This window comes from Nesterenkonia cremea (assembly GCF_014642675.1).
GTDB lineage: Bacteria > Actinomycetota > Actinomycetes > Actinomycetales > Micrococcaceae > Nesterenkonia > Nesterenkonia cremea.
This window is the reverse complement of sequence record NZ_BMIS01000005.1, coordinates 73,136-97,296: the sequence shown is the minus strand read 5'-3', so window position 1 is coordinate 97,296 and position 24,161 is coordinate 73,136. Positions and strand designations below refer to the sequence as shown.

Sequence of the window (24,161 nt, the reverse complement as noted above, 5' to 3'; positions counted from 1 at the left end):
CACGGGCTCCGAGGGCGACTGCTCATCCCCACAGGGACACAGCGAGCCCTCCCACGGCGAAGCCCAGCACCGATCCCGCGAGCATCGCACCGCCCAGCAGCATCTCTGAGGCGCCGCCGTCGGGCTGTGCGTGGTCCGGATGGGACGGGGCCTGTCTGAGCTGATCTGCAGAGAACCGGGCTGCAGGAAACTGGGGCTGGCCGATCTGCTGATACAGCTCCACCAGCAGCCCACCCATAGCCGCGGAGGCCAGGGCCGCGGTCAGCGTGACCAGCATCAGCCCGAACCATCCGCTGAAGACTCCGCTGAACGGGGTCAGTCCCATCAGAGTACTCATCAGCGCGGTGAGGGCCAGCAGCAGGACGGTCAGCGTGCTGAGCAGTCGTCGTCGCCGTGCCGCGGACAGACCGCCCAGAGCGGCAGGCCGTTGGGGGCGCGAGCCGAGGACGCCTCCACTGTGCCGGGCCGCCGCTGCTCCTGCCGCCAGGCACAGGGCGATGCTCAGCGCCGCCGACCAACCGCCCTGATAGACGGAGAGGGCGCTGCCCAGCACGATGATCCAGAGCAGGGCCGCGCCTCCGCCGAGCAGCAACGCCCGCGCTGACACTGCGAGGAGCTCGCCGATCGACAACCGTGAAGGTTGTGCTGGTTCTGAGGTATGCGCTGCTCCCGCCATCACGGCCTGCCGGCGGGCGGCGTCCGTCCCGGGCAGCATAGTCCGCAGCGGCGTCTCCGACTCATCCTCCTCACGGCGACCGGAGCACTGCTGCTCCTCATCCAGGGCACCCACTCTGCTGTCCATGGCGAAGAGCGGAACAGCCGCAGCGGTGACGGCGGCGGCGGCCAGCAGACCTGCTGTGGGTGCCGCGCTCCAGGTCAGCAGAGCGGTGAGCAGGCCGGCCAGGACCAGTGCGGCGTCCTCCCGCAGTCCGTCCCGGCGCAGTCCTTCGGCGGGGCTGAGCCGCAGGGGGCGCCATCGGCCGCGGGCTGCGGCTCCCACCGGCGGGACGGTCAGTCCGGCCAGCACGGTGAAGCCCATCACCAGGGCGAAGAGAGTGATGTCGGAGGTGACGGTGTGCCGATGGGTGAAACGGTCCACGGCGGTGACCAGCAGGACCAGGCTGACCACATGAGCGGCGGCACCGGTGAGCAGCGTGGGCCTGCGGCCCCAGTGTTCTGCGGCGGCTGCGCCCAACGGTCCTGAGAGCGCCAGGGCCGCAGCGGCAGCTGCCACCACCAGTCCTGTGGTGAACAGGGAGCGGGTGCTCAGGCCGATGGCCGCGAGCAGCGCCACAGGCAGCAGCGCGCCCGGCAGACGGGCCGCGACCTCCAGAGCTGTTCTGCCGGCGGTGATCATGACGCTGCCCCGGCCGCCGGGGCTTTCAGATGCATCTGGGTCCGCGAGCCGGAGGGGCTCCTGATGACGCGCAGCTGCACGGGGATGGCCTGGTGCATCTCGGTGACGTGGCTGACCACGCCCACGCGCCGGCCCTCCCCCTGCAGACGGGTCAGGGCACCCATCACATGCTCCAGCGTCTCCTCATCCAGGGAGCCGAAGCCCTCATCGATGAACAGACTCTCCAGCCCGACGCCGCCGGCATCGGCCTGGACGACTTCGGCCAGGCCCAGAGCCATAGCCAGGGAGGCCATGAAGGTCTCCCCTCCGGAGAGCGAGGAGGTGGGACGCTCCTCATCGCTGTGCTGATCGGTGACCTTGAGCTCCAGACCTTGGAGGCCCCCGCCGCGTTTGGAGTCGTCGTGAAGCAGGCGGTACCGGCCCTCGGACATGATCTGCAGATGCCGGGTGGCAGCCTCGGCCACCCGTTCCAGCCGTGCGGCCAGCACGAACGTGGTCAGGGTCATGCCGAAGCGGTTGTCCGGGCCGCGTCCGTTGATCGTATCTGCCAGCTCGGTGCGGCGGACCTGTTCGGCCAGCTGTTCCTCGCGCTGCCGGTGAGCCTGCTGGACCCGCTGCAGGCTCTGCCGCAGATGCTCCAGCCGATCGTCGAAACGGTCCAGGGCCCGCAGGGCTTCCTGGTGCTGCTGGGCTGCGGCCTCCGCGGCATCGGCCCCCTGCTGCACCGCCTCCGGATCCGGGGGCTCCTCCCCCGCCTCAGCACGACGCCGACCGGCGGCCACCTCCTCCAGTTTGGCCTCCTCCTGAAGCCTCAGCTCAGCACGGTCCCAGGCCTCCACACTGCGCTGACGCTCCTGACGCAGCTGCTCCTCCAGCAGGGCGGAGCGCACCGCTCTGCGGTCCTCGAAGGCGGAGGATTCCAGCTTCTGCTGGGCCTCCTGCTGGGAGGAGTCAGCCTGCTGGGCGCTCTGCCGCCACCGCTGCAGAGCTGCCTCGGCCTCATCCAGGGCAGACTGGAGGCGGTCCAGGGCCGCGCTGCGGGTTCGGATGCTCTCGTGAGCGCCGCGCAGCTCCGAAAGTGTGGACTCAGTGCGGGCGGCATCCTCGGTCACCCGTTCCTGCTCGGAGCGGGCCACGGTCAGCGCCGCACGGGCGGAGGTCTCCCGCTGTTCGGCCTCACTGAGCTCCGTCCGGGAGGCGGCCAGTTGAGCCTGGAGCTCGCGCTGACTCCGGCGCAGCTGCTCGGCCTGGGAGGTCTTCTCCCGGGCGGCCTCCAACGCTGCCTGCAGATCCTCGCGGGACTGCTCTGCGGCCTCGCCCAGCTCCTCGGTCAGCGTCTGGACGCGCTGGGTCTTCTCCTCCACCGCTGAGGCTGCGGCGGTACGCGCGCCGGCCGCCTCCTCGGCTGCACTCAGCGCCTGGCGGACCTGTGCACGGGTGACCGTCTGCTCATCAGCCGCAGCCGGTTGCGGGTGATCCACCGATCCACAGACCAGACAGGGCTGGCCGGGGATCAGGCTGCCCGAGAGTTCGGCGGCGATCCCGCGCAGATGTTCATTGAGCGCCTCCTCGTGGGCCGCAGCGGCTGCCTCGGCCTGGGAGGTCCTCTCCCTCAGCCGCTCCTGGGCCGTCTGCAGCTCCTGCTGGGCAGAGTCCAGGACGCGGCGCGACTCGGCCTGGCCGGAGAGCCGGTCCTGCTCAGCCCGGGCGGCGTCACGCTGCTCCTCCAGCTCTTCAGGGTCGCGCAGCTCCTTCTCCTGGGACGCACTCTGCTCGGCCAGCCTCACCTGGGCGGCCTCAGCGGCGCTCAGCGTCTGCTGCTGAGACTCCACCTGCTCGCCCAGCTCCCGGGCCCGGCGGGCCAGCTCCTTCTGCCGGGTCTCCAGAGCTTGGGCGTCCTGCGCGCGCAGCTGCCCCTGGAGCTCAGTCAGCTCCCGACGCGCAGCCTGCAGCTGGTCACTGTCGATCTCAGCGCCGGTTCCGCTCTCTGCGCCGGAACCTGTGCCGTCGTCGGGTGTGTATTCCGCGCCGCCTTCGACCTCATCGCGCAGCACGGCGTAGGCCGCGACGTCCTGCTGGGACTCCAAGAGCTCCTGCAGGCTCTGGGCCCGCTGGACGGCCCTGCTGTGATGCTCAGCGGCCTGCTGCCTGGTCCGCTCGGCGGAGCGGAACCACTCCTCCAGCGTCTCGGCCGCACGATACCGGTCCAACGAGGCGCGCTGCTCGGCGACCTCCTCGCTGCGGCCCCGATGCTCCTGAAGCTGACGCTGGTGCGCGGTCCAACGGGCCAGCTCCCGAGCCCGAGCGCTCAGCTCCTCGGCCTGATGCTGCGCTCGGCGCCGCCGATCCTCAGCAGCACTCAGGGCCGCGGCCAGACCGGCGCGCTGCGACTGCGCCTCCGCGGTGATGCGCCGTGCCAGGGCGTCGACCTCCGACTCTGGATGCGCAGGCTCTGCTGCGTCGCCGGTCTCAGCAGATCCATGATCGCCGGGGCCCTGCTGAGCCTCGTCCTGGCCCGCCTGATCCAGCTCAGCCGACTCGATCTCAGGCTGGGCAGCACCTTCTGGGGCACCATCCAGGGCGTCTTCCGCGGCACCGCCCGGCTCAGCCGAGATCTCCGATTCGGCCCCAGAACCTGTCTCGGGCTCTTCCGCCGGCTCGGACTCCCCCGGCGGCGTCTCCTCCCCCGGCGCTGCCTCTTCGTCCGGCTCCTGTGAGAAGTCCACTCCGGTCAGCTGCTGTGCACCGTCCAGCACGCCCGCGCGCAACGCCTCGATCTCGCGGTCGGCCTCCTCCACCTGAGCCTTGGCCTCTTTGGCCTGCTCCCGCAGGTGGTCCTCCAACTGTTGGAAGGTGGTGGTGTCGAACAGCCGCTGCAGCAGCTGCTTCTTCTCATTGCTGCTGGAGTGCAGGAACTCGGCGAAGTCGCCCTGGGGCAGCAGGATGACCTTGGTGAACTGATGCCGGTCCAGCGGCAGGATCTCGCTGAGCTCCTTGCCCACAGCCTGGGATCCGTTGGCCGCGGCCTTCCAGCTTCCGGCCTCCTGGACCTCCAGATGGGCTTTCTGGTTCTCCTGGATGAATCCGCTGCCCCGCTGTTTGGGCCGCCAGTGCTGCGGATCGCGGGTGACCCGGTAGCGCCTGCCGCTCAACGTGAACTCCAAACTCACCTGGGGCACCGCACCGGGCGCGGCGTGGTCGCTGCGCAGCCGGGTGACCCCACGCTCGCCGGCCACCTGACCGTAGAGAGCGAAGGTGACGGCGTCGAGGATGAAGGTCTTCCCTGAGCCGGTGCGGCCGTTGAGCAGGAAGAGGCCGTCCTCGCTGAGCGCGTCGAAGTCGATGGTCTCGGTCCCCGGGAACGGGCCGAAGGCGTGCAGGATCAGCTGGTGCAGCTTCATCAGGCCTCAGCTCCGCTCCGACGGACCGCCTCCAGCGCCTCCTGCAGCAGCTGCTGCTCCTGTTCCCCCGGGCCGCGTCCGCGGACATGTTCGAGGAACCCGGTGACGATCTCGGCCTCGGAGACCGCTTCCTCCACGGCGGAGGAGTAGGTGCGCAGAGTCTGTGAGCCGCCGTCGCCGCTGTGGGTGAAGGAACACAGCTGCGGATAGGCCTCCCGCACCCGCTGATAGGCCCGCTCGGGACGGAAGGGGTCGGTCAGGGTGACCTGCAGATAGGCCTCCTGGTGCTTCTCCACGGTCTGCGGGTCCAGGACCTCCTCGATCCCACCCTTCAGCTGGGCCAGCGGCCTGCCGATGGACCAGTCCACCGGATGGATCTGCTCCCAGTCCTGGAAGTCCCCGAGCCATGCGCCCTTGGCCTGGTCGGTCTCGGAGAAGGAGTAGCGCAGCGGCGAGCCGCTGTAGCGCACCGTCGGTGAGAGCTTCTGGCGCCCGTGCAGGTGCCCCAGGGCCACATAGTCGAAGCCGTCGAAGAGCTCCAGCGGGACCACGGCCAGGCCGCCGGCAGTGTGCTCCTGGTGATCCATCTGCTCCCCGGCGAGGGCCTCCACGCCGATGTTGCGCTCGGAGTCCGAGCCCACGCCGCGGGCGGCGAAGAGGTGGGCCATGAGCACCGTGCGGATGCTGCGCTGCTCACCGAGCTCACGACGGCGAGCGCTCACGTCCTCCCAGATGCGGCGGACCACCTCGGTCATCACCGAGGTGTGGTCGGCCCGGTCCAGGCCCAGCTCCTCACGGACCAGGGCAGGTTCCAGATACGGCACGCCGTAGACCAGGGTGAGCGGGGCGGAGCCGCGCTCCTCTGCGGAGGCCTCCGGGCCGGCGTCGGGGACCTCCACAGGAGTGAAGGCGTCCTCCAACGAGGTGCGCAGGTGCACTCCGGCGGCCCCCATGAGGCCGCGGCCGAAGCCCAGCCGCTGGGCCGAGTCATGGTTGCCCGAGGTGATGATGACCCGGGTGCCTCCGGCCACCAGCTCCTCCAGGCAGGATTCGAGCTCACGGACCGCCCATTCCGGAGGCAGCGCGCGGTCATAGACGTCCCCGGCGATCAGCAGGACATCCACCTTCTCCTGGCTGACGGTGCGGCAGACGGTCTGCAGCATCTCCTGCTGGGCGGTCTGCAGCGAATGCCCGTGGAAGCCGCGGCCGAGGTGCCAGTCAGAGGTGTGGAGCCATCGCATGGGACCACGCTATCGCTCGGTGGGGACATGGACCCGTGACCTCGCCGGTGCTACTGTGAACGGCACAACTGAACATTCTCTTGTCCGACAGGGGAGCGTCCGCCGCAGGCATGCGGCCAGGCGCTGAGAGTGGGCTCATGGCCCAGACCCTAGAACCTGCCCAGGTTAGAACCTGCGAAGGAAGTCGCATATGCCTATCTCTGCGCCCTCAGCGCATCCATCACCTGCCCGCACCCGCCGCACCATGCGCTGGAGCGTGGCCGACATCCTCGTCGCCTCCACCCTGGCCGTGGCCTCCGGTGTGATCTTCTGGGGCTGGAACCTCAGCTATCACCTGGTGGGCAACCTCTTCGCCGTCTACCCGCCGGTGGAGACCCTGGTCCACGGCATGTGGCTCTTCCCCGCAGTGCTCGGCGCCCTGGTCATCCGCAAGCCCGGAGCCGCCCTCTACTGCGAGCTCGTGGCCGCCGCGATCTCCGCGCTGCTGGGCGCCCAGGCCGGTCTGACCGTGCTGGTGGCCGGATTCTTCCAGGGCCTGGGTGCGGAGCTGATCTTCCTGGCGCTGCTCTACCGCCGGTTCAGCCTGCCCCCTGCCCTGCTGGGCGGCGCCGCGGCGGGACTGCTGGGCGGCATCAACTATCACTTCGTGCTCCACTCCTATGCCTACGCGCCGCTGGAGACGATCATCCACATCAGCTGCTTCGCCCTCTCCGGGGCGGTGATCGCGGGTCTGCTCCCCTGGATGGGCACCCGCAGCCTGGCCCGAACCGGTGTGCTCAGCCCGCTGTCCTCCCGCGGCGCCCACCGCGAACCCGTCCTGTGAGGGGCCGGGCTGTGAGGGAGACGGAAGATCTCCGACAGGAGGCGGAGCAGACAGCCTCACCGGCTGGATGGAGCTCGCCGGAGACGGCGTGCACGGAGACTGCGAGCGCGGAGGCCCCGCTCGGTGCCGCAGTGCGCGCCGAGTCCTGGACCTGGCAGCATCCCGATCGCAGCTCCCCCGCCGTGGAGGACCTCAGCCTGGACATCCGTCCCGGGGAGAGGGTGCTGATCACCGGTGCCTCCGGATCGGGGAAGTCCACGCTGCTGCACGGCTTGGCCGGCGTGCTCCCCGCTGAGGGTGCGAGCATCTCGGGACGGCTGCTGATCGACGGGGCCGAGCCCTCCCAGAGGCGCGGCCGGGCCGGGCTGATGCAGCAGGATCCCGAGGCGGCCGTGGTCCTCTCCCGGGTGGGCGATGACGTGGCCTTCGCCCCGGAGAACCTGGCGGTGCCCCGCAAGGAGATTCCAGACCGGGTCCGCGAGGCGCTGCAGGCCGTAGGCCTGGAGCGCCTGCCGCTGGAGCATCCCACCGCTCAGCTCTCCGGCGGGCAGAAGCAGCGCCTGGCGCTGACAGGGATCCTGGCGATGCGCCCGGGGCTGCTCCTGCTGGATGAGCCCACCGCCAACCTGGACCCCGACGGCGCCCTCCAGGTCCGCGACGCCGTCCTCTCCGCGGCCGAGGCCACCGGGGCCACTCTGCTGGTGGTGGAGCACCGCACCCACCGCTGGGCTGCCGCGATGGACCGGATCGTCCGCCTCGACGCCGGACAGAGCGGCAGCTGGGCAGGGCATGACAGCTCAGGCCAGTACAGCGCCGACGAGAACAGCCCAGGTCAGCACAGTCCTGATCATTTCCTCGCAGCGCTGCCCGACTGGTCCCCACCCTCTCCCGCCGGTGAGACCCTGCTGCGGGCCGAGGAGCTGGCTGTGCACCGGCATCCGCCCACCACCACCTGGCGAAGCCATCAGCCTCCTGCCCCGGTGCTCAGCAGGGTGAGTCTGAGCGTCCGAGGCGGTGAGGCGGTGGCCGTCACCGGGCCCAACGGCGTCGGGAAATCCACGCTGCTGCTGACTCTGGCCGGGCTCATCCCCCGTCATGGCGGCCGGCTGGACCCGGACCCGGAGACCATGACCCCCCGGGAGCTCATCGGGCATTCGGGGGTGGTCTTCCAGGAGCCCGAGCATCAGTTCCTCCGCGCCACAGTGGCCGAGGAGCTGGATCACCGGCAGGACCTGCTGGAGCGGCTGCGGCTGAGTCATGTGGCCCAGGCCAATCCCTTCACCCTCTCCGGCGGCGAGAAGCGGCGGCTCTCGGTGGGCACCGCCCTGGCCTCCGGGGCGCAGATCCTGCTGCTGGATGAGCCGACCACCGGCCAGGATGCCGCCGCCTTCGCCGATCTGGTGACGCTGCTGCGCGATCACCTCGACACCGGCGGGGCCGTCATCGCAGTGACCCATGACCAGGACCTGCTGACCGCGCTGCAGGCCAGGCGCCTGGAGGTGACGAGCTGCAGCCCCACTGCCTCCTCGCAGGAGCAACCCTCTGCCGAAGCGCCAGAGACGGCTTCCTCCCCTGAGCTGCCGGGCTTCGGCGCCGTGCGCTCCACCTCCTGGCTGGGCCGGCGCGGCCCGCTGGGCAAACTGATCGCCCTGGTGCTGATCACTCTGGCGCTGGTGGCCTCCATCGACCTGGTCTCCGCGGCCGTGGTGGTCATGGGCTGCTTCGCCCTGCTGCCTCTGGCGGGGATCCGGCCGCTGGCCCTGATGCGCCGGATCTGGCCCTTCGCCGTCGGGGCACTGCTGGCGGTCTGGGGCACCGCCATCGCCGGTGAGGAGTCGGGGCGGGTGCTGGTGGACTTCGGCTTCACCACGGTGAGCACCGGCTCGGTGATGCTGGGCCTGGCTCTGGGCCTGCGCGGCTTCGCCATGGTGCTGCCCAGTGTGATCATCCTGTCCACCACCGATCCCACCGATCTGGCCGATTCCCTGGCCCAGCAGCTGAAGCTGCCGGCGCGGTTCGTGCTCGGCGCCCTGGCGGCCATGCGGCTGATGGGGATGCTGGCCCAGCAGTGGACCACGCTGGGCCATGCGCGGCGGGCCCGGGGCCTGGGCAAGGGACGGGGCTTCGGCTCCCGGCTGGCCAGCACGCTCTCGCAGATCTTCGGTCTGCTGGTCCAGGCCATCCGCACCGCCACACGGCTGGCGGTGACGATGGAGTCCCGCGGCTTCGACGGCGGTCCACGCAGCTGGGCCCGGCCGGCACAGTTCACCGCAGCAGATCTGCTGGTGGTCCTGGGCGGTGCGGCTCTGGCGGCTGCGGCGACAGCTGCGGCCATGGCCGCCGGCACCTGGTCGCTGGTCTGGTGAGGCGGCGTCCCGGGGCGGGAGCTTATAGGCTGAAGAGGTGACTGACGCCCGACTCATCGACCGCTTCTCGCCCGTCCTGTTGGCCGCGCTGCCGCGGGAGGAGCCCCAGGCCCCCGTCCATGCGGAGGTCCTGCACCAGTACTGCCTGAGCGACGGCCTGCTGGAGCTGCTGGACTGGACCCGCCAAGGCGTGGGCGCCGATCCCCTGGCCTGCATGTGGCTGGCCTCGCTGCGCTGGTACCGGCTGATCGCTGGTCAGTTCCCCTCCGGCGCGCCAGAGCCCCCGGCCCGCGACGCCGACGCCGCCCTGCTCAAGGCCATCAGGAGCCGTCAGCTGCGCGTGGGCGAAGGCACCGGCGCGGTGAGCCTGGCCGGTCTGGCCGAGGGAGAGATGGCCTACCCCAGCGCCCCGGCCCAGCCGGAAAGCGCCGATGCCGCAGCGCTGCTGCGCGTGGTGCCGCTGGGCCTGGTGCCCTATATCGACCAGCAGATGCGGCGCAGCTGGGTCTCCCAGGCCGTCTCGCTGACCCAGGGAGCCCCAGCGCTGATCGAGGCCGCCGAGCAGCTGGTGATGCTGGTGCACCGCAGCGCCTCCGGTGAGCTGGAGGAGCCGTCCTCAGAGCTGAAGGAGATCCTCACCCGGGTGGAGGCTCCGGAGGAGATCGCCCAGGTGCTGCGCGTTCAGCTGCAGGCCTGCGTCAGCGGTGAGCCTCATCCGCGGGGCCCTGCCGTTGAGGCGGTGACCGCTCTGGGTCAGGAGTGGGCGCGGGTCACTCGGCCGGCCTGAGCCGATCAGCAGAAATCAGGGCCGGTCAGCGGGGATCATGCTGCCGTCCTCGGCCACTGCCCCCACGGGCCAGGACTCGGCCAGTGCGGTGCGGAACTCAGGCTCAGACATCAGCCGGATCGGCTGTCCGGCCTCGATGCGGCGCAGCGCCTCCCGGGCCTTATTGCTGCCCAGCGCCCGCCCGGCGGCCGGGTCGATCCGTCCGGCGGGAGCCTCCAGATCGGTGAGGGCGAAGCCGTCGCCGATGACCAGCACTGTGGTGGCGCCGTTGACCTTCGAGGACATCGCTCCCCCGTGCAGGGCCACCAGCCGTTTGGCCTCTGAGCGGGAGACTGCGAGGTTGCCGGTGAAGACGAAGCTCTGCCCGCAGAACGGGTGGGAGGGGTCGGCGTCGAGGGCCGGAGGCAGGTTCTTGCCCTCGTCCTGCCAGCGCATCAGATCCGGCAGGTCCTCGGCGGCGACGTTCGGCGTGCGGCTGTCGAAGAGATAGGCCATCTGACGCACCTGGGCCGTGGCCCGAGACTCCTGCTCCCGGGGCGCGGTCCAGGGCTCCAGCTCCTCGGCCGGGATTCCGCAGTCGGCGGCCAGCTGCTCCACCGAGCGCGCTGAGCGGCGCCGGGCGATGTCGCAGACGATGGCGGCCGAGGCGCGCGCATCCTCCAGGGCGTAGTGGTGCTCCTTCAGCGGGTAGCCGGCCTCCTCAGCCGCCTTGGGCAGCGCATGGGAGGGCAGGTCATAGACCGCCCTGGAGAGCTGGACCGAGCACAGGCAGCGCATCCCCGGGGAGTCCAGTCCGCTGACCTCCAGGGCGGCCTCGAAGACCTCGATGTCGAAGCTCGCGTTATGAGCCACCAGCACATCTGTGCCGATGAACTCCAGCATCTCGGCGAAGAGCTCGCCGAAGCGCGGAGCGCCCTGTGCAGACTCTGCGGTGATCCCGTGGATGGACACGTTCTTGGGGTCGAAGCGGTCGAAGCCTCCCGGCGGCCGCATGACCGCGTAGAAGGTGTCCACCTCGAGTCCGTCGCGGACCTTGACCAGCCCCACCGAACAGGGCGAGCCGCGGAAGCCGTTGGCCGTCTCGAAGTCGACGGCGGTGAAGTTCAGACCTGGGACAGGTTGAGCGGACACCTAGGACAGCACCTGCACCACATGATCGCGCAGCTGGGCGAAGGCCTTCCCGCGGTGGGAGATCGCGTTCTTCTCCTCCATGCTCAGCTCAGCGCAGCTGCGGGTCTCCCCCAGCGGCTGCAGGATGGGGTCATAGCCGAAGCCCTCCTCGCCGCGGGGTGCGGTCAGCACAGTGCCCTCGAGCCGTCCGAAGGTGGTGACCTCATGAGGCGGAGCCCCTTCGGCGCTGGGGACCACCAGGGAGGCGGCACAGACGAAGGCCGCCGCGCGGTGGTCCTCGGAGATGTCGCCGAGTTGCTCCAGCAGCAGCTGGAGGTTGGCGGCGTCGGAGGCGTTCTTCCCAGCCCAGCGGGCGGAGAAGATCCCCGGGGCTCCGTGGAGGACGTCCACGGCCAGGCCCGAATCGTCGGCCACAGCCGGCAGCCCGGTCTGGGCTGCGACTTCCCGGGCCTTGATCAGCGCGTTCTCCTCGAAGGTCACCCCGGTCTCGGGGATCTCCGAACAGCCGGCCGTCTGGGCGTCGGTCACGGCAGTCTCCAGGTCGACGTCGGCCAGCTGCGGACTCTGCGCCAGCAGCGCCCGGAACTCACGGACCTTGCCCTGGTTACGGGTGGCCAGGACGATGCGGGCACCCGATGCGCTCATGCTGCGGAGATCCTCTGCTGGCCCAGGGCCTCAGCCTGTGCCTCGGCCAGCCGTCCGGTGCCCGCCAGGGCCAGGTCCAGCAGCTGATCGAGCTCGGCCCGTCGGAACGGGACGCCTTCGGCGGTGCCCTGGACCTCGACGAAGTCCCCGGATCCGGTGGCCACCACGTTCATATCGGTCTCTGCCGTGGAGTCCTCGGTGTAGGGCAGGTCCAGCACTGCAGTGCCGTCGGGCAGGATGCCCACGGAGATCGCCGAGACCGAGTCGGTCAGGACCTTGGCGCTCTTGGCCACGTGACCCTCGCCGCGGGCCCATTCGATGGCGTCGACCAGGGCGACGTAGGCACCGGTGATCGCCGCGGTGCGTGTGCCGCCGTCGGCCTGCAGGACGTCACAGTCCAGGGTGATCATGTTCTCGCCCAGCGCCTTGGTGTCCACCACGGCACGCAGCGCCCGGCCGATCAGCCGCGAGATCTCATGGGTGCGTCCGCCGATCTTGCCCTTGACCGACTCGCGGGCGGATCGGGTGTTGGTCGCCCGCGGCAGCATGGCGTACTCGGCAGTCACCCAGCCGGTTCCCTGGCCCTTGAGCCAGCGCGGCACATTCTCCTCGAAGCTGGCGGTGCACAGCACTTTGGTGCGGCCGAACTCGATCAGCGCCGAACCCTCGGCGTGGGCCGACCAGCTGCGGGTGATGCGCACCTCGCGCAGCTGGTCCACGGCCCGGCCGTCGGCGCGGCGGTAGGTCTGTGGGGTGTTCTCAGATGATGTCATAGGTGACTCCTGCGACGGCGACGGCGAGGTCGCCGTCGTAGTTTTCCTTGGTCTTCTCCAGGACCACCTTCTGTGAGGTCCAGACAGGGATATGGGTCAGCAGCACACGTCGAGCGCCGGCCTGGGAGGCCATCTGCCCGGCCCGGGCGCCGTTGAGGTGGATGCCTTCGAGATGATCGTCCCGGCCGTCCTCGAAGGCGGCCTCACAGAGGAACACATCGGCGTCACGGGCAGCCTCCACCAGGTCCTCACAGGCGTCGGTGTCACCGGAGTAGGTGAGCACTGTGGTGGTCCCGTCCTCGCCGGGGCCCTCCACACGCAGTGCATAGGCCTCGTCGATGGGGTGACGCACCGGCACCGGGGTGATGGTGAACGGCCCGATCACCACGGGACGGCGCGGCTGCCAGACGCGGAAGTCGAAGTCGGGGTGCATGCCCGGATCGGGATCCAGGCCGTAGGCATTGGCGATCCGTTGGTCGGTATCGGTGGGCCCGTAGACCGGCAGGTGCTTGCCGGGCCAGCCTCCGGGACGCCAGCGCACCGCCACATGCATGCCGCAGAGATCCATGTAGTGGTCCGGATGCAGATGGCTCAGGCAGATCGCGTCGAGGTCCTCGAGCTGTGTGTGCTGCTGGAGATTGCCGAGTGCGCCGTTGCCCAGGTCCAGGACGATCCTCCAGGTCCTGCCCTCGTGCTCGGCGCTGAGCAGATAGCAGGAGGCCGGAGACTCGGGTCCCGGGAAGGAGCCGCTGCATCCGATGATGGTCAGCTTCATCCTGCCAGCCTATCCTCCGTGATGCGTTCGATCACACCGGTGGGGTAGGTCTCGGTGACGTGGTCGACCTGCTTCACGCTGAGCACCTCAGGCCCCAGGAAGCGGCGGGCCAGCTGCTCGAAGGCCTCGGCGTCTCCGGTGGAGAGGAACGAGTGGGAGGCTCCGGCGGCCCCGGTCTGAGCGGCGGACTCCTCACGCAGCAGCCCCTCCCGGGTCAGCGCCCGGTACAGGTCCTTTGCCGTCTCCTCGGCCGAGGAGACCAGGGTGACAGTCTCTCCCATCACATAGGAGAGCACACCGGTCAGCAGCGGGTAGTGCGTGCAGCCCAGCACCAGAGTGTCGACGCCGGCGGCCTTCAGCGGGGCCACATAATCCTCCGCGGCGGCCAGCAGCTCATCACCGGCGGTGATGCCGCGCTCCACGAACTCCACGAACCGCGGGCAGGCCGCCGAGTGGACCTCCAGCTGGGGCGCTGCGGCGAAGGTGTCCTCATAGGCGCGGGAGCCCACTGTGGCCTGAGTGCCGATGACCCCGATCTTCCCGTTGCGGGTGGCGGCCACCGCGCGGCGCACCGCCGGCTGGATCACCTCGATGACGGGGATGCCGCAGCGGTCGGTATAGCGCTCCCGGGCATCGCGCAGCACAGCCGCCGAGGCCGAGTTGCAGGCGATGACCAGGGCCTTGACCCCGTTCTCCACCAGCTCGTCCATGATGCCCAGGGCGTGGGCGCGGACCTTGGCGATGGGCAGCGGGCCATAGGGGCCGTGGGCGGTGTCTCCCAGGTAGGTGACCGACTCATCCGGCAGCTGATCCAGCACCGCGCGGGCCACGGTCAGACCGCCGACCCCGGAGTCGAAGATACCGATGGGGGCTTTGCGATCCCTCACGTGTCACCGCCGTCGTCATCGGGAAGATGGGCGAGCATGGCGCTGAACAGCGTCTCCTGCAGCCAGGTGATGAAGGTGTAGATCTCGGCCATGAAGCTCTCGGTGTCCTTGGCCTTGGAGCTCATGGCCTTCTGGTGGACGGCCTCGGCGTCGGACTCCTCCTCGATGCCCAGGCGGACCGAGAGGGTCAGGCGCAGATCGTTCAGGGCGCGGCCCAGGATGGGGGCCTGCTCCTCACGGACCCGGATCGGTGAGCTCTCCAGCCACATGCGCGCCGCCCGCAGGTCGGCGATCTTGGCCTCCCGCAGAGAGGCCTCGGAGAGGCGGCGGAACTGGCCGGCCTCCCCGGTGTCCTCGGAGGCATCGGGCAGCAGGCGGGCCAGCACCGGATCCTCCGGAGCCTCCAGGGATTCGTCCTCACCCAGGCCGGCCAGCTCGGCGCGGAAGTGGGCGAACAGGGGGTCCTCAGCTGCGGCGTCGTCCTCTGGACCTGTGGTCTCGGCCTGGTCAGCCTCAGCGGCATCCTGCTCGGAGTCGGTCATGACATCTTCTGCGCGGCCCTCGAACAGCTGAATGACATCGCCGCAGAGCATGCTCAGCAGACGCCGCTCATGGGCGTCCAGCTCGGCGCGATATCCCGTGGAGGTGGCGCGGAATCCGACCGCCACTACTCGGACTCCTCGAGCGTTGCCTGCAGTCCGTACTGGTGCATGGCGGTGACATCCTTCTCCGCCTTCTCACGCGCCCCGCCGGCGACCACGGCGCGGCCCTCATGGTGCACCTGCAGCATGAGTTCATGGGCGCGGGCCTCGGAATGGCCGAAGTAGGAGCGGAAGACCCAGCTGACATAGGACATCAGATTCACCGGGTCGTTCCAGACCACCACCTGGTACGGGCGCTGCGGCAGAGACGTGGTGCTGAGGTCAGTCTCTTCGCTGGTGAGTGTGGATCCCTGAACGGAACTCATGGCCGATATTCTACGCTGGAGCCTGTGACACACGAATCCTCTGCCGCCGTGGGCTCCACGGCACTGCTGACCGATCAGTACGAGCTGACCATGGTCGAGGCCGGTCTGGCCTCCGGCGCCGCCCACCGGCGCTGCGTCTTCGAAGTCTTCGCCCGCAGCCTGCCCCAGGGCCGGCGCTACGGCGTGGTCGGAGGCACCGGGCGCATGCTCGAAGGCCTGGAGCAGTTCCGCTTCGGCGGGGCTGAGCTGGACTGGCTGGCCTCCCGCCAGATCGTCGGCGAGCAGACCCTGGAGTTCCTGCGCGACTACCGCTTCTCCGGCAGCATGTGGGGCTACCCGGAGGGTGAGGTCTACCTGCCGCACTCCCCGGTGCTGCGTGTGGAGGCCAGCTTCGCCGAGGCCTGCCTGCTGGAGACCTTCATCCTCTCGGTGTTCAACCACGACACCGCCATCGCCTCCGCCGCCTCGCGGATGACCGTGGCCGCCGGCGAGCGCCCCTGCGTGGAGATGGGCTCCCGGCGCACCCAGGAGATGAGTGCCGTGGCCGGGGCCCGTGCCGCCGCAGTGGCCGGGTTCTCCGCCACCTCCAACCTGGAGGCCGGACGGCGCTGGGACCTGGGCAGGCTGGGCACCGCCGCCCATGCCTTCACCCTGCTGCACGACTCCGAAGAGGACGCCTTCCGCGCACAGGTGGAGGTCTTCGGGCCGGGGACCACACTGCTGGTGGACACCTATGACGTGGAGGCCGCCGTGCAGAAGGCCGTGGACATCGCAGGACCTGAGCTGGGTGCGGTGCGCCTGGACTCCGGGGACCTGGTGGAACAGGCCCATGAGGTGCGCCGCCAGCTGGATTCCTTGGGCAACACCTCCACCAAGATCATCGTCTCCTCGGACCTGGATGAGCACGCCATCGCCCGGCTGCAGTCCGCGCCGGTGGACTCATACGGCGTGGGCACCAAGCTGGTCACCGGTTCCGGGGCCCCCACCGCCTCCATGGTCTATAAGCTCGTGGAGCGCAGCGACGACGCCGGCGAGCCCGTCCGAGTGCGCAAGAGCTCCTCCGGCAAGGAGTCGGTGGGCGGGGCCAAGCAGGCCGCCCGCCGCTACGACGCCCAGGGACGCGCCGACGCCGAGCTGGTGGGCCTGGGCGAACTGCCCACCTCCTCAGGGCAGCGCACCCGGGAGCTCATGGTGCCCCTGGTGCTCGACGGTCAGGTCCAGCCCGGGCACACCGGGGCCGAGGGCGTGCACCGGGCCGCCCTGCGGCACCGGGAGTCCGTGGCCGAGCTGCCGGCCGCCGCGCAGCGCCTGCAGGAGGGCGAGGCGGTCATCCCCACGATCTTCGCCTGAGACCTCGGCGCGCGGCATCGAGGTGAGCAGCCGGCGTCGAGAACCGGAGTTCCACCACGGTTTCCTTCTTCCCCGGTCCTATCTGCAGTGGAACTCTGCACACACTGTGGAAGCTCGGAGGAGATCCGTAGACTGGAGCCATGAGTGAGGCACTGATCATCGTCGACGTCCAGAACGACTTCTGCGAAGGGGGCTCGCTCGCTGTGGCCGGCGGCGCCCAGGTCGCAGCAGACATCAGCGAATTTCTGGAGGAGAACTCCGCGGACTTCGACGCCGTGGTCACCACCCAGGACTGGCACATCGACCCGGGGACCCACTTCTCCGAGGACCCGGACTTCCGGGTGAGCTGGCCGGTGCACTGCGTGGCCGGGACCACCGGTGCCGAGCTGCACGAGAACCTGGACACCGAGCATGTCGACGCCCGCTTCCTGAAAGGCCTCTACTCCTCGGGCTACTCCGGCTTCGAAGGCCTGTGGGGCGATCCGGAGAAGGTGGGAACCCTCGCCGGTGAGAAAGGCATCAAGGTGGAGGCCCCCGACGCCGTCGAGGAGCACGCCGAGGACCTCCACGCCTGGCTGCAGGACCAGGAGATCGACTCGGTGACCATCGTGGGCCTGGCCACCGACCACTGCGTGCGCGCCACTGTGCTGGATGCGGTGGAGAACGACTACAGCGTCCGCGTCATCCGCGAGCTGACCGCCGGTGTGGACGTGGACGCCGTGAAGGAGACCTACGGAGAGTTCGCCGCCGCCGACGTCGAGGTCATCTCGCTCGACGAGTTCTAGGAGCTGATATGGAGATCACCCGCCGGACCATCACCTTCGACGCCGCCGATGTGGAGCTGGAGTCCGCCTTCTGGGCGGCGCTCTTCGGCGGAGTCAGCGAAGGCGACCATGAGTGGCGAGTGGTCCGCGCTCCTGATGGGACCGTCCCGGTCGGCGTGCAGCTGGCGCAGCTGCACCGGGTGGAGCCGCAGTGGCCCGGCAAACCGGCGGATACGCATCTGGATCTGTGGGTCAGCGATATCGACGCCGCCCACGATGAGGTGCTCGCCCATGGCGCCGAGCTTCTGCAGCCGGCCTCACGCGGGGAGAACTTCAACGTCTACGCCTCGCCGTCCGGGCACCCGTTCTGCCTGTGCTGGCCCGTGGAGCAGCTCGGTACCTGATCAGCTGATCCCGTGATGCTCCACGGGTGAACCGTCGGCGGCAGAAGGTGCCGAAATCGACTCAACAACCTACGCCTGCGGATCCTCTCACGACCGCGACGGCGGGCCTGCAAGAGTGGCTACACGTTCCGTCGGTGTGCTTGTGCGCGACTCGTCGAGGAATGGAAAGTACACCAGTCAGTTACGCGAGCCCAATCTACTGACGAGCTCTCGTGACCGGCCGCAATCCGCAGGAGCTGGCGTAGGGATGGGTGGAACGGCAGTCACACCATAGAGCAGTTCAAGGCCCAAACCGGCTCACACAGCAGCAGTTCCGACACATCGCGTTCTGCCCAGGCCCCAACAATGCAGCAGGATAGACACATGACCGAAATCCGACCCGCACGGGCTGCAGACGCTGAGGACATGACAGAGGTCCAGAACGCGATCCATCGGGCAGGCCTCCGGCCCAGCCCTGTCGACGTCGCGCTGATCCACCAGCGTTACCTCGACATGGACTACCGGGTTGCGTGCACCGTCGCCGAGCGGGAAGGCCGGGTTGTCGGGTTCCAGTCGCTCAAGCGGGCTTGGCCCGGTAACCCCTACGACGTCGCTGAGGGGTGGGGCATCATAGGCACGCACATCCACCCTGAGGCTGGTCGAAGCGGATTAGGTCGCCGTCTCTTCACCACGTCTCTGGAAGCGGCAGAGACTGCCGGGCTCAGGCATATCGACGCGAGCATCGCCGTGGACAACGCGCCCGCTCTGGCTTACTACTCGGCTCTCGGCTTTAGGCCGTACCAGCAGGGCAACGGGACCATCCAGCACCGCTTCGACCTCTGACAGCTGGGCCTGGCGCCACGATGTCTTCGAACTGGCCGAGCCGCGGCACTGCCTGAGGAGCTCACAGGGACTGCGCCTCAGCGCTGTCCGACGAACCAGCCCTGCAGCTTCTTGAGCCGCTCCTCCAGCTGAGGCTGGTCCGCCTGGGGAACTGCCGGGCCGCCGCAGGCCTCGCGCAGCTTATTGTGGATGGTTCCCTGGTGCATGCCGGTCTTGGCCGAATACGCCGAGACCGACTTGTTCAGCTGGGACCGCAGGTCCTTGAGCCGTCGGTGGTCCACCACGTCGGCGGCCTTCTGCTCAGCGGCCTGGGGGCGGCGCTTGAGCTGCTCCGCCTGATGCTGGCGCAGCAGCGTGGAGACCTGTTCAGGCTCCAGCAGCCCGGGGATCCCGAGGAAGTCCATCTCCTCATCCGAGCCTACGGCTCCGCCGAGGCCGAACTCGTCTCCGTCGAAGAGCACCTTGTCGAAGGATGCGTTGGAGTGCAGCGCTGAGAACTCTCCCTGGGTCAGCGACTCGGAGGCGCGCTCCTCCTTATTCGCCTCCTCCAGGAGGTCATCCTCCAGGCCCTCCTCAGCCTCTTCCTCCACGGCCGACTTGGGCACATCCAGAGCGTGGTCGCGCTCCTCCTCCATCTCATTGGCAAGGCCCATGAGCACCGGCACCGAGGGCAGGAAGACCGAGGCCACCTCAGCCTTCTTCCGCAGACGCACGAAACGGCCGATCGCCTGGGCGAAGAACAGCGGCGTGGAGGTCGAGGTCGCATAGACGCCCACACACAGCCGCGGGACATCCACCCCCTCAGACACCATGCGGACAGCGACCATCCACATCTTGGAGCCGTCGTCGGAGAACTCCTCGATCCGGTCCGAGGCGCCCTTGTCATCGGAGAGCACCACAGTGGTCTTCTGGCCGGTCAGCCGGTCCAGCTGCTCCGCATAGGCGCGGGCATGCTCATGATCGGTGGCGATGACCAGGCCGCCGGCGTCGGAGATCCTGTCCCGGACCTTCAGCAGACGCTTATGCGCCGCCGCCAGCACTGAGGGGATCCACTCCCCCTCCGGGTTCAGCGCCGTGCGCCAGGCATGGTTGGTGATGTCCTTGGTGGCCGCCTCGCCGAGCTGGGCTTCCATCTCCTCACCTGCGGAGGTCCTCCAGCGCATGTTCCCGGAGTAGGCCATGAAGACCACCGGACGGACCACGCGGTCGGTCAGCGCCGGGCCATAGCCATAGGCGTAGTCCGCTTTGGAGCGCCGCACGCCGTCGGCGTCCTCCACATAGTCCACGAACGGGATCGGCGCCGTATCCGAACGGAACGGAGTACCGGTCAGGGCCAGGCGGCGCACCGCAGGCTCGAAGGCCTCACGGACGCCGTCGCCCCAGGAGAGCGAATCGCCGGCATGGTGGATCTCATCGAAGATGACGAAGGTCCGTCCGGCCTCGGTCTTGTTCCGGTGCAGGGCAGGCTTATTCGCCACCTGGGCGTAGGTCACCGCCACACCGATGAACTGCTGGCCGTGCCGACCGTCGGAGTTCTTGAAGTTCGGATCGATGTTCAGACCCACGCGCCCGGCCGCATCGGCCCACTGACGCTTCAGGTGGTCGGTGGGCGCGACGACATAGATCCGGTTGATCTCCCCGGACTCCACGAGCATCTTGGCCACACGCAGCGCGAAGGTGGTCTTACCCGCACCCGGAGTCGCGACGGTCAGGAAGTCCTTGGGCCGACGCTGGATGTAGAGATCCAGGGCCTCCTGCTGCCACTGGCGCAGTGAGCCCGCCGTGCCGTGGGCAGCACGGTGCGGGTAGACCGGTGGGAGCGATGATCCGACGTCGGTGCCGACGTCGAAGAGCGTCTCTGCCTCAGCGGCAGAGGAGTTCGTCTCTGTCACAGGTGGCTGGATCAGCTGCGGCCGAAGCCGAAGAAGCCGCCGCGCTTGCCGCCCTTGCCGGAGTCGTCGTCTCCGTCTCCTCCGCCCTGCATCTCTTCATAGATCTCTTTGCACTCGGGGCAGACGGGGAACTTCTTAGGGTCCCGCGAGGGCGTCCAGACCTTGCCGCAGAGTGCGACCACGGCACCGCCCTCCAGGGCGGACTCCATGATCCTGTCCTTCTTCACGTAATGCGCAAAGCGCTCGTGGTCACCCGGCTCGGCCGGCTGCTGGACGGTCTCCCGCTCGATGGTGGCCGCCCCTCCGCCGGCAGGAGCCGAGGCTGGGTCAGCAGCTGGGTCAGCGGTGCGCATGAACGGATTCTGTTCGGCCATCATGTTCTCCATTCTACGCGTAGGAGCGGACCTGCTGATAGATCTCGGGCAGGCGCCGGTCATAGACGCGGGCCCCCATTCGGATGCCCCACCCCAGCACCAGCAGGCCTTTCCCGAGCGCGATCAGCAGGAGCGTCGCGGCCGCCCAGGTCTCCGAGGTGATGAGCCACACGATCCACAGCACCAGCTCCGGGATCATCAGCCCGATCATGATCAGCCAGGAGGCGCTCTGCATCACCAGAGATCGCCCGGCCGACCCCTGCGGCGTGGCGAAGGGGCTGTCTCCGGGCTGCGGCACCGGGTAGAGCAGCCGCGCCGAGGTCACAGAAGAGACCCCGACCCCGACCAGCAGCATCCCCAGGCTGAGCCCCACTGAGACCACCACAGTGCCTGCGCCGCCCTCCAGCGCCGCCGGGATGCCTGCGGCCAGCAGCGTCAGCGGCAGGGCGAAGACCAGCAGCGCCGCGGCCCGGCCGAGCCGGTCGTCTGTCCCACGCACGCCGGCGGTGACGTGCTGGGCGAAGGCGGTGCTGTCATAGGAGATGTCTGCGGCGATCCCGAAGCCCAGCACCCAGGCCACGAACGGCCCCAACGCCAGGAGCATCCACACCGTGCCCACCTGGGCAGACATGAACACAGCCACCACGGCCAGGACCGGCACGATGATCAGCGAGCCGCCGTAGCGGGGATCCTTGAGCCAATAGGTCAGACAGCGCGCGGCCACCGCGCCCCAGGGCTTGGCCGGCACCAGCGAGAAGAAGCCGATGGCTCCGCGCCGGGCCGTCCTGCTGCGCGAGGCCGCGGCTGGACGTTCGGTGATGGACACCAGCGCCGCCCGGATCACCAGCAGAGCCAGCAGCACCGTGCCCAGCACGACGCCCAACCGTGCGGCCGCACCCAGCAGATCGCCTTCGGCCACGGCCGCCGGCAGCGCGGGCCCAGCCGCCAGCGGGGTGAAGCTCAGCACCTCCACGATCACCGGCAGCGCCTCGCCGAACGTCTCGAAGGCATTCATCACGGTGATGACGATCGGGGCGGCGCCCACTGCCGCCGCCATGCCCAGCAGGGCCAGCACATCGCGGGAACGGCGTCCGCCGAACCAGGCACTCATCGCGGTGGTGATCGCCTGGGCCACCATGGAGTAGGTGATCAGCAGCAGCGGCAGACTCAGCAGCGCCACCGCCAGAGCACCGAGATCCCAGCGCCACAGCATCACCTGTCCGATCAGCCAGACCACGGTGATCACCGAGCCCACCGAGATCATGGCCGAGAGGATCAGCCCGAGGATCAGGGAGCGCCGCGGCACCGCGAAGGTGACGAATCGGCGCGGGTCCATCAGCGCATCCCCACCGGCCACGAAGACCGGGATGAGGATCCAGAAGAGGAAGGCCGCCGCCCCCAGAAGCACCGACATGCTCAGCACGTTCTGGAAGGACTCGTTCCCATCGCCCATCCGGATCTGGATGACCAAGAAGATCGTGGCCATGCCCAGCCCATAGATGAGCACCAGCGCGGTGCCGAAGATGGTCCACAGCGAGCGGCCGAAGTCATTGGCCATGAGCCGCAGCTTCAGGCGGATCAGAGTCGCAGCCATGAGAGCTCCTCTCCCCCGCCCTCGACGCCGACCAGCTCCACGAACCGGGACTCCAGGTCCTGGCCCCCGCGCACCTCGTCCACCGTGCCGGCCGCCAGCAGCTGACCCTCGGCGATGATGCCCACATGGCTGCACATGCGCTGGACCAGGTCCATCACATGGCTGGAGACGATGACGGTGCCGCCGGAGGCCACGAAGCTGTCCAGCAGACCGCGGATGGTTCGGGCGGAGACAGGGTCCACCGCCTCGAAGGGCTCATCCAGGACCAGCAGCTCCGGGGCATGGACCATTGCAGAGGCCAGGGCGATCTTCTTGGTCATACCGGCCGAGTAGTCGGAGACCGGCTTGCCCGCGGCCTCCTCCAGCCCGAGCACGCGCAGCAGATCCTCGGTGCGCTCAGCCACAGTGGAACGGTCCATGCCGCGCAGCAGCCCGGCATAGGTGACCAGCTGCTCGCCGGTGAGCTTGTCGAAGAGCAGGACCCCGTCGGCCAGCACGCCCATGATCTGCTTGGCGGCGATGGGGTCCTGCCAGACGTCGAGGCCGCCGACCACTGCCCGGCCGCCGTCGGGCCGCAGCAGACCGGTGGCCATGGAGAGCGAGGTGGTCTTGCCCGCGCCGTTGGGACCCACGAAGCCGTAGAAGGACCCGCGCGGGACCTCCAGGTGCAGGTCCGCCACGGCGAGCTGGCCGCCGTAGCGCTTGGTCAGTCCTTCGAGCCTCAGTGCGGGGGTGTCCATGCCTTCACAGTAGCTGGAAGGCGATCACCCCTGGAAACGTGACCGAGGGATCGCCTCAGAACAGGGCGCGGGCCAGCTGCTTGCGGGAGGACTGCACGCGCGGGTCACTGTCGCCCACCACGGAATAGAGCTCCACGAGGTGCGCCCGGACGGTCTCACGGTCATCGCCCTGGTGCAGCTGGATGAACTTCACCAGACGGGCGAAGGCGTCCTCCACGTGGCCGCCGAGCACATCCACATCGGCCACTGCGATCTGGGCCTGGGGATCATCGGGGTTCTCCGCGGCCTTCTGGCGCGCCTCGTTGAGATCCACATCGGAGGTCCGCTGCATCAGCTGGACCTGGGAGAGGCCGAGCTTGGCGTCCTCATCCCCCGGGTTCTCCCGGATGGCCTCCTCATAGGCGGCCTGGGCTGCGTCGAGGTCGCCCTGCTCCAGTGCGTCGTGGGCCTTCTGGTGCAGCGGAGGCAGCTCCTGCTCGGTCTCCTCCGCAGCGCCGCCGGAACGCTTGGACTGCGGGGGCAGAGCCTGGGTCATGCCGTTCTGCGTGGCCAGCTGGACCATCTGGGAGACCAGCTGACCCAGCTGCTCCTGAGGCACCGACTTGTCGAACTCGCCCACCGGGCGTCCGCCGATGAAGGCCGTGGCCACCGGAACCTGGTCAGCACCCTGGGCCTGAGCCATCTCCGGGCTGGAGGCATCGATCTCGGCCATCAGGACCCGGCCCTGCTGAGCATCCACCAGATCCTCCAGCGAAGTGCGCATGCGCTCGGAGTCGGCGTCGGTGCCGTGGATCAGCACGATCACCGGCACCTGGGACGAGAGCTGGACGACCTGCTGGAGCTCCTGGGGCGAGACCGAGATGACCCAGCTGTCCGCGCCGGACGCCTGGGCAGGCTGCCCGGGCTGCGCGCCGGGGGCGCCGGCTCCGGCTCCGGCTCCCGCGGGAGCCGAGGCCTGGCCTGCCTGGCCGTCGGGGGCCAGCGAGGACAGATCGACTGCTCCCTGGGTGTTCACGGACCGCGACTCTGGCTGCGGCTGGGGCTGCTCGGAGCCCTGCGGAGGGTTGA

General features: G+C 69.2%; 22 protein-coding genes and 1 riboswitch. Of the genes, 7 read left to right on the top strand and 15 right to left on the bottom strand.

Features of this window, described 5'->3' with window-relative positions:
• Positions 1-22: 22 nt before the first annotated feature.
• Genes IEW85_RS07095 through IEW85_RS07085 form a run of 3 tightly spaced genes read right to left on the bottom strand, consistent with a single transcriptional unit; the run spans position 23 to position 5,999 of the window.
• Positions 23-1,357 carry a hypothetical protein gene (locus IEW85_RS07095; RefSeq protein WP_188684119.1) on the bottom strand — a complete coding sequence of 445 codons (1,335 nt, stop codon included), beginning with the start codon at positions 1,355-1,357 and terminating at the stop codon, positions 23-25.
• Positions 1,354-4,758, bottom strand: coding sequence for an AAA family ATPase (locus IEW85_RS07090; RefSeq protein ID WP_188684117.1), 3,405 nt, complete (start codon positions 4,756-4,758; stop codon positions 1,354-1,356). Before IEW85_RS07090 ends, IEW85_RS07095 begins: the two co-directional genes overlap by 4 nt.
• A complete protein-coding gene (locus tag IEW85_RS07085; protein ID WP_188684115.1) occupies positions 4,758-5,999 on the bottom strand; it encodes an exonuclease SbcCD subunit D in 1,242 nt (413 codons plus the stop codon). Before IEW85_RS07085 ends, IEW85_RS07090 begins: the two co-directional genes overlap by 1 nt.
• A gap of 79 nt (positions 6,000-6,078) precedes the next feature.
• Positions 6,079-6,199: riboswitch (TPP riboswitch) on the top strand.
• Here IEW85_RS07085 and IEW85_RS07080 point away from each other — a divergent pair.
• The 3 genes from IEW85_RS07080 (at position 6,190) to IEW85_RS07070 (ending at position 9,975) form a co-directional block, all read left to right on the top strand.
• Complete coding sequence (locus tag IEW85_RS07080) at positions 6,190-6,822, top strand: ECF transporter S component (RefSeq protein WP_188684113.1); 633 nt, start codon at positions 6,190-6,192, stop codon at positions 6,820-6,822. (Overlaps the previous riboswitch by 10 nt.)
• 11 nt (positions 6,823-6,833) lie before the next feature.
• The gene (locus IEW85_RS07075) at positions 6,834-9,188 is read left to right on the top strand and encodes an ATP-binding cassette domain-containing protein (protein WP_188684111.1); all 2,355 of its coding nucleotides are present in this window, start codon (positions 6,834-6,836) and stop codon (positions 9,186-9,188) included.
• A 37-nt stretch (positions 9,189-9,225) separates the two neighbouring features.
• Positions 9,226-9,975, top strand: a complete 750-nt coding sequence (locus IEW85_RS07070; protein ID WP_188684110.1) for an ADP-ribosylglycohydrolase family protein — start codon at positions 9,226-9,228, stop codon at positions 9,973-9,975.
• Positions 9,976-9,990: 15 nt separating this feature from the next.
• On the opposite strand, the gene IEW85_RS07065 is transcribed toward IEW85_RS07070, so the two are convergent.
• From IEW85_RS07065 to clpS, 7 genes are read right to left on the bottom strand one after another with little or no spacing between them, the layout of a single operon-like run.
• Positions 9,991-11,106 carry a 3'-5' exonuclease gene (locus IEW85_RS07065; RefSeq protein WP_188684108.1) on the bottom strand — a complete coding sequence of 372 codons (1,116 nt, stop codon included), beginning with the start codon at positions 11,104-11,106 and terminating at the stop codon, positions 9,991-9,993.
• Complete coding sequence (gene rdgB / locus IEW85_RS07060) at positions 11,107-11,751, bottom strand: RdgB/HAM1 family non-canonical purine NTP pyrophosphatase (protein WP_188684107.1); 645 nt, start codon at positions 11,749-11,751, stop codon at positions 11,107-11,109. It abuts the gene before it with no gap.
• The gene (gene rph, locus IEW85_RS07055; protein ID WP_188684105.1) at positions 11,748-12,524 is read right to left on the bottom strand and encodes a ribonuclease PH; all 777 of its coding nucleotides are present in this window, start codon (positions 12,522-12,524) and stop codon (positions 11,748-11,750) included. Before rph ends, rdgB begins: the two co-directional genes overlap by 4 nt.
• Positions 12,511-13,299 (bottom strand): MBL fold metallo-hydrolase, encoded by a 789-nt coding sequence (locus IEW85_RS07050; RefSeq protein WP_188684103.1) that lies wholly within the window; start codon positions 13,297-13,299, stop codon positions 12,511-12,513. Before IEW85_RS07050 ends, rph begins: the two co-directional genes overlap by 14 nt.
• The gene (gene murI, locus IEW85_RS07045) at positions 13,296-14,186 is read right to left on the bottom strand and encodes a glutamate racemase (RefSeq protein ID WP_188684101.1); all 891 of its coding nucleotides are present in this window, start codon (positions 14,184-14,186) and stop codon (positions 13,296-13,298) included. Before murI ends, IEW85_RS07050 begins: the two co-directional genes overlap by 4 nt.
• The gene (locus IEW85_RS07040; protein ID WP_188684100.1) at positions 14,183-14,854 is read right to left on the bottom strand and encodes a DUF2017 family protein; all 672 of its coding nucleotides are present in this window, start codon (positions 14,852-14,854) and stop codon (positions 14,183-14,185) included. Before IEW85_RS07040 ends, murI begins: the two co-directional genes overlap by 4 nt.
• Complete coding sequence (gene clpS, locus IEW85_RS07035) at positions 14,854-15,153, bottom strand: ATP-dependent Clp protease adapter ClpS (protein ID WP_188684098.1); 300 nt, start codon at positions 15,151-15,153, stop codon at positions 14,854-14,856. Before clpS ends, IEW85_RS07040 begins: the two co-directional genes overlap by 1 nt.
• A 24-nt stretch (positions 15,154-15,177) precedes the next feature.
• Between clpS and IEW85_RS07030 the strand changes: the two genes are divergently transcribed.
• The 4 genes from IEW85_RS07030 to IEW85_RS07015 all read left to right on the top strand — a co-directional run bounded on the left by IEW85_RS07030 (position 15,178) and on the right by IEW85_RS07015 (position 18,493).
• Positions 15,178-16,503 carry a nicotinate phosphoribosyltransferase gene (locus tag IEW85_RS07030; RefSeq protein ID WP_188684096.1) on the top strand — a complete coding sequence of 442 codons (1,326 nt, stop codon included), beginning with the start codon at positions 15,178-15,180 and terminating at the stop codon, positions 16,501-16,503.
• A gap of 140 nt (positions 16,504-16,643) precedes the next feature.
• Entirely contained in the window at positions 16,644-17,288 is a 645-nt protein-coding gene (locus tag IEW85_RS07025) for an isochorismatase family protein (RefSeq protein WP_188684094.1), read from the top strand.
• Between the two features lie 8 nt (positions 17,289-17,296).
• The gene (locus tag IEW85_RS07020; protein WP_188684093.1) at positions 17,297-17,671 is read left to right on the top strand and encodes a VOC family protein; all 375 of its coding nucleotides are present in this window, start codon (positions 17,297-17,299) and stop codon (positions 17,669-17,671) included.
• A 363-nt stretch (positions 17,672-18,034) separates the two neighbouring features.
• Positions 18,035-18,493, top strand: coding sequence for a GNAT family N-acetyltransferase (locus IEW85_RS07015; RefSeq protein WP_188684092.1), 459 nt, complete (start codon positions 18,035-18,037; stop codon positions 18,491-18,493).
• A 77-nt stretch (positions 18,494-18,570) separates the two neighbouring features.
• Here IEW85_RS07015 and IEW85_RS07010 read toward each other — a convergent pair whose 3' ends face one another.
• Genes IEW85_RS07010 through IEW85_RS06990 form a run of 5 tightly spaced genes read right to left on the bottom strand, consistent with a single transcriptional unit; the run spans position 18,571 to position 24,108 of the window.
• On the bottom strand, positions 18,571-20,385 hold the full coding sequence (locus IEW85_RS07010; RefSeq protein WP_188684091.1) for a DEAD/DEAH box helicase: 1,815 nt from the start codon (positions 20,383-20,385) through the stop codon (positions 18,571-18,573).
• An 11-nt stretch (positions 20,386-20,396) separates the two neighbouring features.
• A complete protein-coding gene (locus IEW85_RS07005) occupies positions 20,397-20,738 on the bottom strand; it encodes a DUF3039 domain-containing protein (protein WP_188684301.1) in 342 nt (113 codons plus the stop codon).
• 34 nt (positions 20,739-20,772) lie between these two features.
• Positions 20,773-22,353, bottom strand: a complete 1,581-nt coding sequence (locus IEW85_RS07000; protein ID WP_188684090.1) for a transporter — start codon at positions 22,351-22,353, stop codon at positions 20,773-20,775.
• The gene (locus IEW85_RS06995) at positions 22,338-23,093 is read right to left on the bottom strand and encodes an ABC transporter ATP-binding protein (protein WP_188684089.1); all 756 of its coding nucleotides are present in this window, start codon (positions 23,091-23,093) and stop codon (positions 22,338-22,340) included. The genes IEW85_RS07000 and IEW85_RS06995 overlap by 16 nt, the downstream gene beginning before the upstream one ends.
• 55 nt (positions 23,094-23,148) lie before the next feature.
• Entirely contained in the window at positions 23,149-24,108 is a 960-nt protein-coding gene (locus tag IEW85_RS06990; protein WP_188684088.1) for a co-chaperone YbbN, read from the bottom strand.
• Between the last annotated feature and the right edge of the window lie 53 nt (positions 24,109-24,161).

Excerpts from the sequence above, each read along its gene's own strand:
- IEW85_RS07095 (WP_188684119.1), bottom strand. The coding sequence starts at position 1,357 with ATGATCACCGCCGGCAGAACAGCTCTGGAGGTCGCGGCCCGTCTGCCG.
- IEW85_RS07090 (WP_188684117.1), bottom strand. The coding sequence starts at position 4,758 with ATGAAGCTGCACCAGCTGATCCTGCACGCCTTCGGCCCGTTCCCGGGG.
- IEW85_RS07085 (WP_188684115.1), bottom strand. The coding sequence starts at position 5,999 with ATGCGATGGCTCCACACCTCTGACTGGCACCTCGGCCGCGGCTTCCAC.
- IEW85_RS07080 (WP_188684113.1), top strand. The coding sequence starts at position 6,190 with ATGCCTATCTCTGCGCCCTCAGCGCATCCATCACCTGCCCGCACCCGC.
- rdgB (WP_188684107.1), bottom strand. The coding sequence starts at position 11,751 with ATGAGCGCATCGGGTGCCCGCATCGTCCTGGCCACCCGTAACCAGGGC.
- rph (WP_188684105.1), bottom strand. The coding sequence starts at position 12,524 with ATGACATCATCTGAGAACACCCCACAGACCTACCGCCGCGCCGACGGC.
- IEW85_RS07050 (WP_188684103.1), bottom strand. The coding sequence starts at position 13,299 with ATGAAGCTGACCATCATCGGATGCAGCGGCTCCTTCCCGGGACCCGAG.
- clpS (WP_188684098.1), bottom strand. The coding sequence starts at position 15,153 with ATGAGTTCCGTTCAGGGATCCACACTCACCAGCGAAGAGACTGACCTC.
- IEW85_RS07025 (WP_188684094.1), top strand. The coding sequence starts at position 16,644 with ATGAGTGAGGCACTGATCATCGTCGACGTCCAGAACGACTTCTGCGAA.
- IEW85_RS07020 (WP_188684093.1), top strand. The coding sequence starts at position 17,297 with ATGGAGATCACCCGCCGGACCATCACCTTCGACGCCGCCGATGTGGAG.
- IEW85_RS07015 (WP_188684092.1), top strand. The coding sequence starts at position 18,035 with ATGACCGAAATCCGACCCGCACGGGCTGCAGACGCTGAGGACATGACA.
- IEW85_RS07005 (WP_188684301.1), bottom strand. The coding sequence starts at position 20,738 with ATGCGCACCGCTGACCCAGCTGCTGACCCAGCCTCGGCTCCTGCCGGC.
- IEW85_RS07000 (WP_188684090.1), bottom strand. The coding sequence starts at position 22,353 with ATGGCTGCGACTCTGATCCGCCTGAAGCTGCGGCTCATGGCCAATGAC.
- IEW85_RS06995 (WP_188684089.1), bottom strand. The coding sequence starts at position 23,093 with ATGGACACCCCCGCACTGAGGCTCGAAGGACTGACCAAGCGCTACGGC.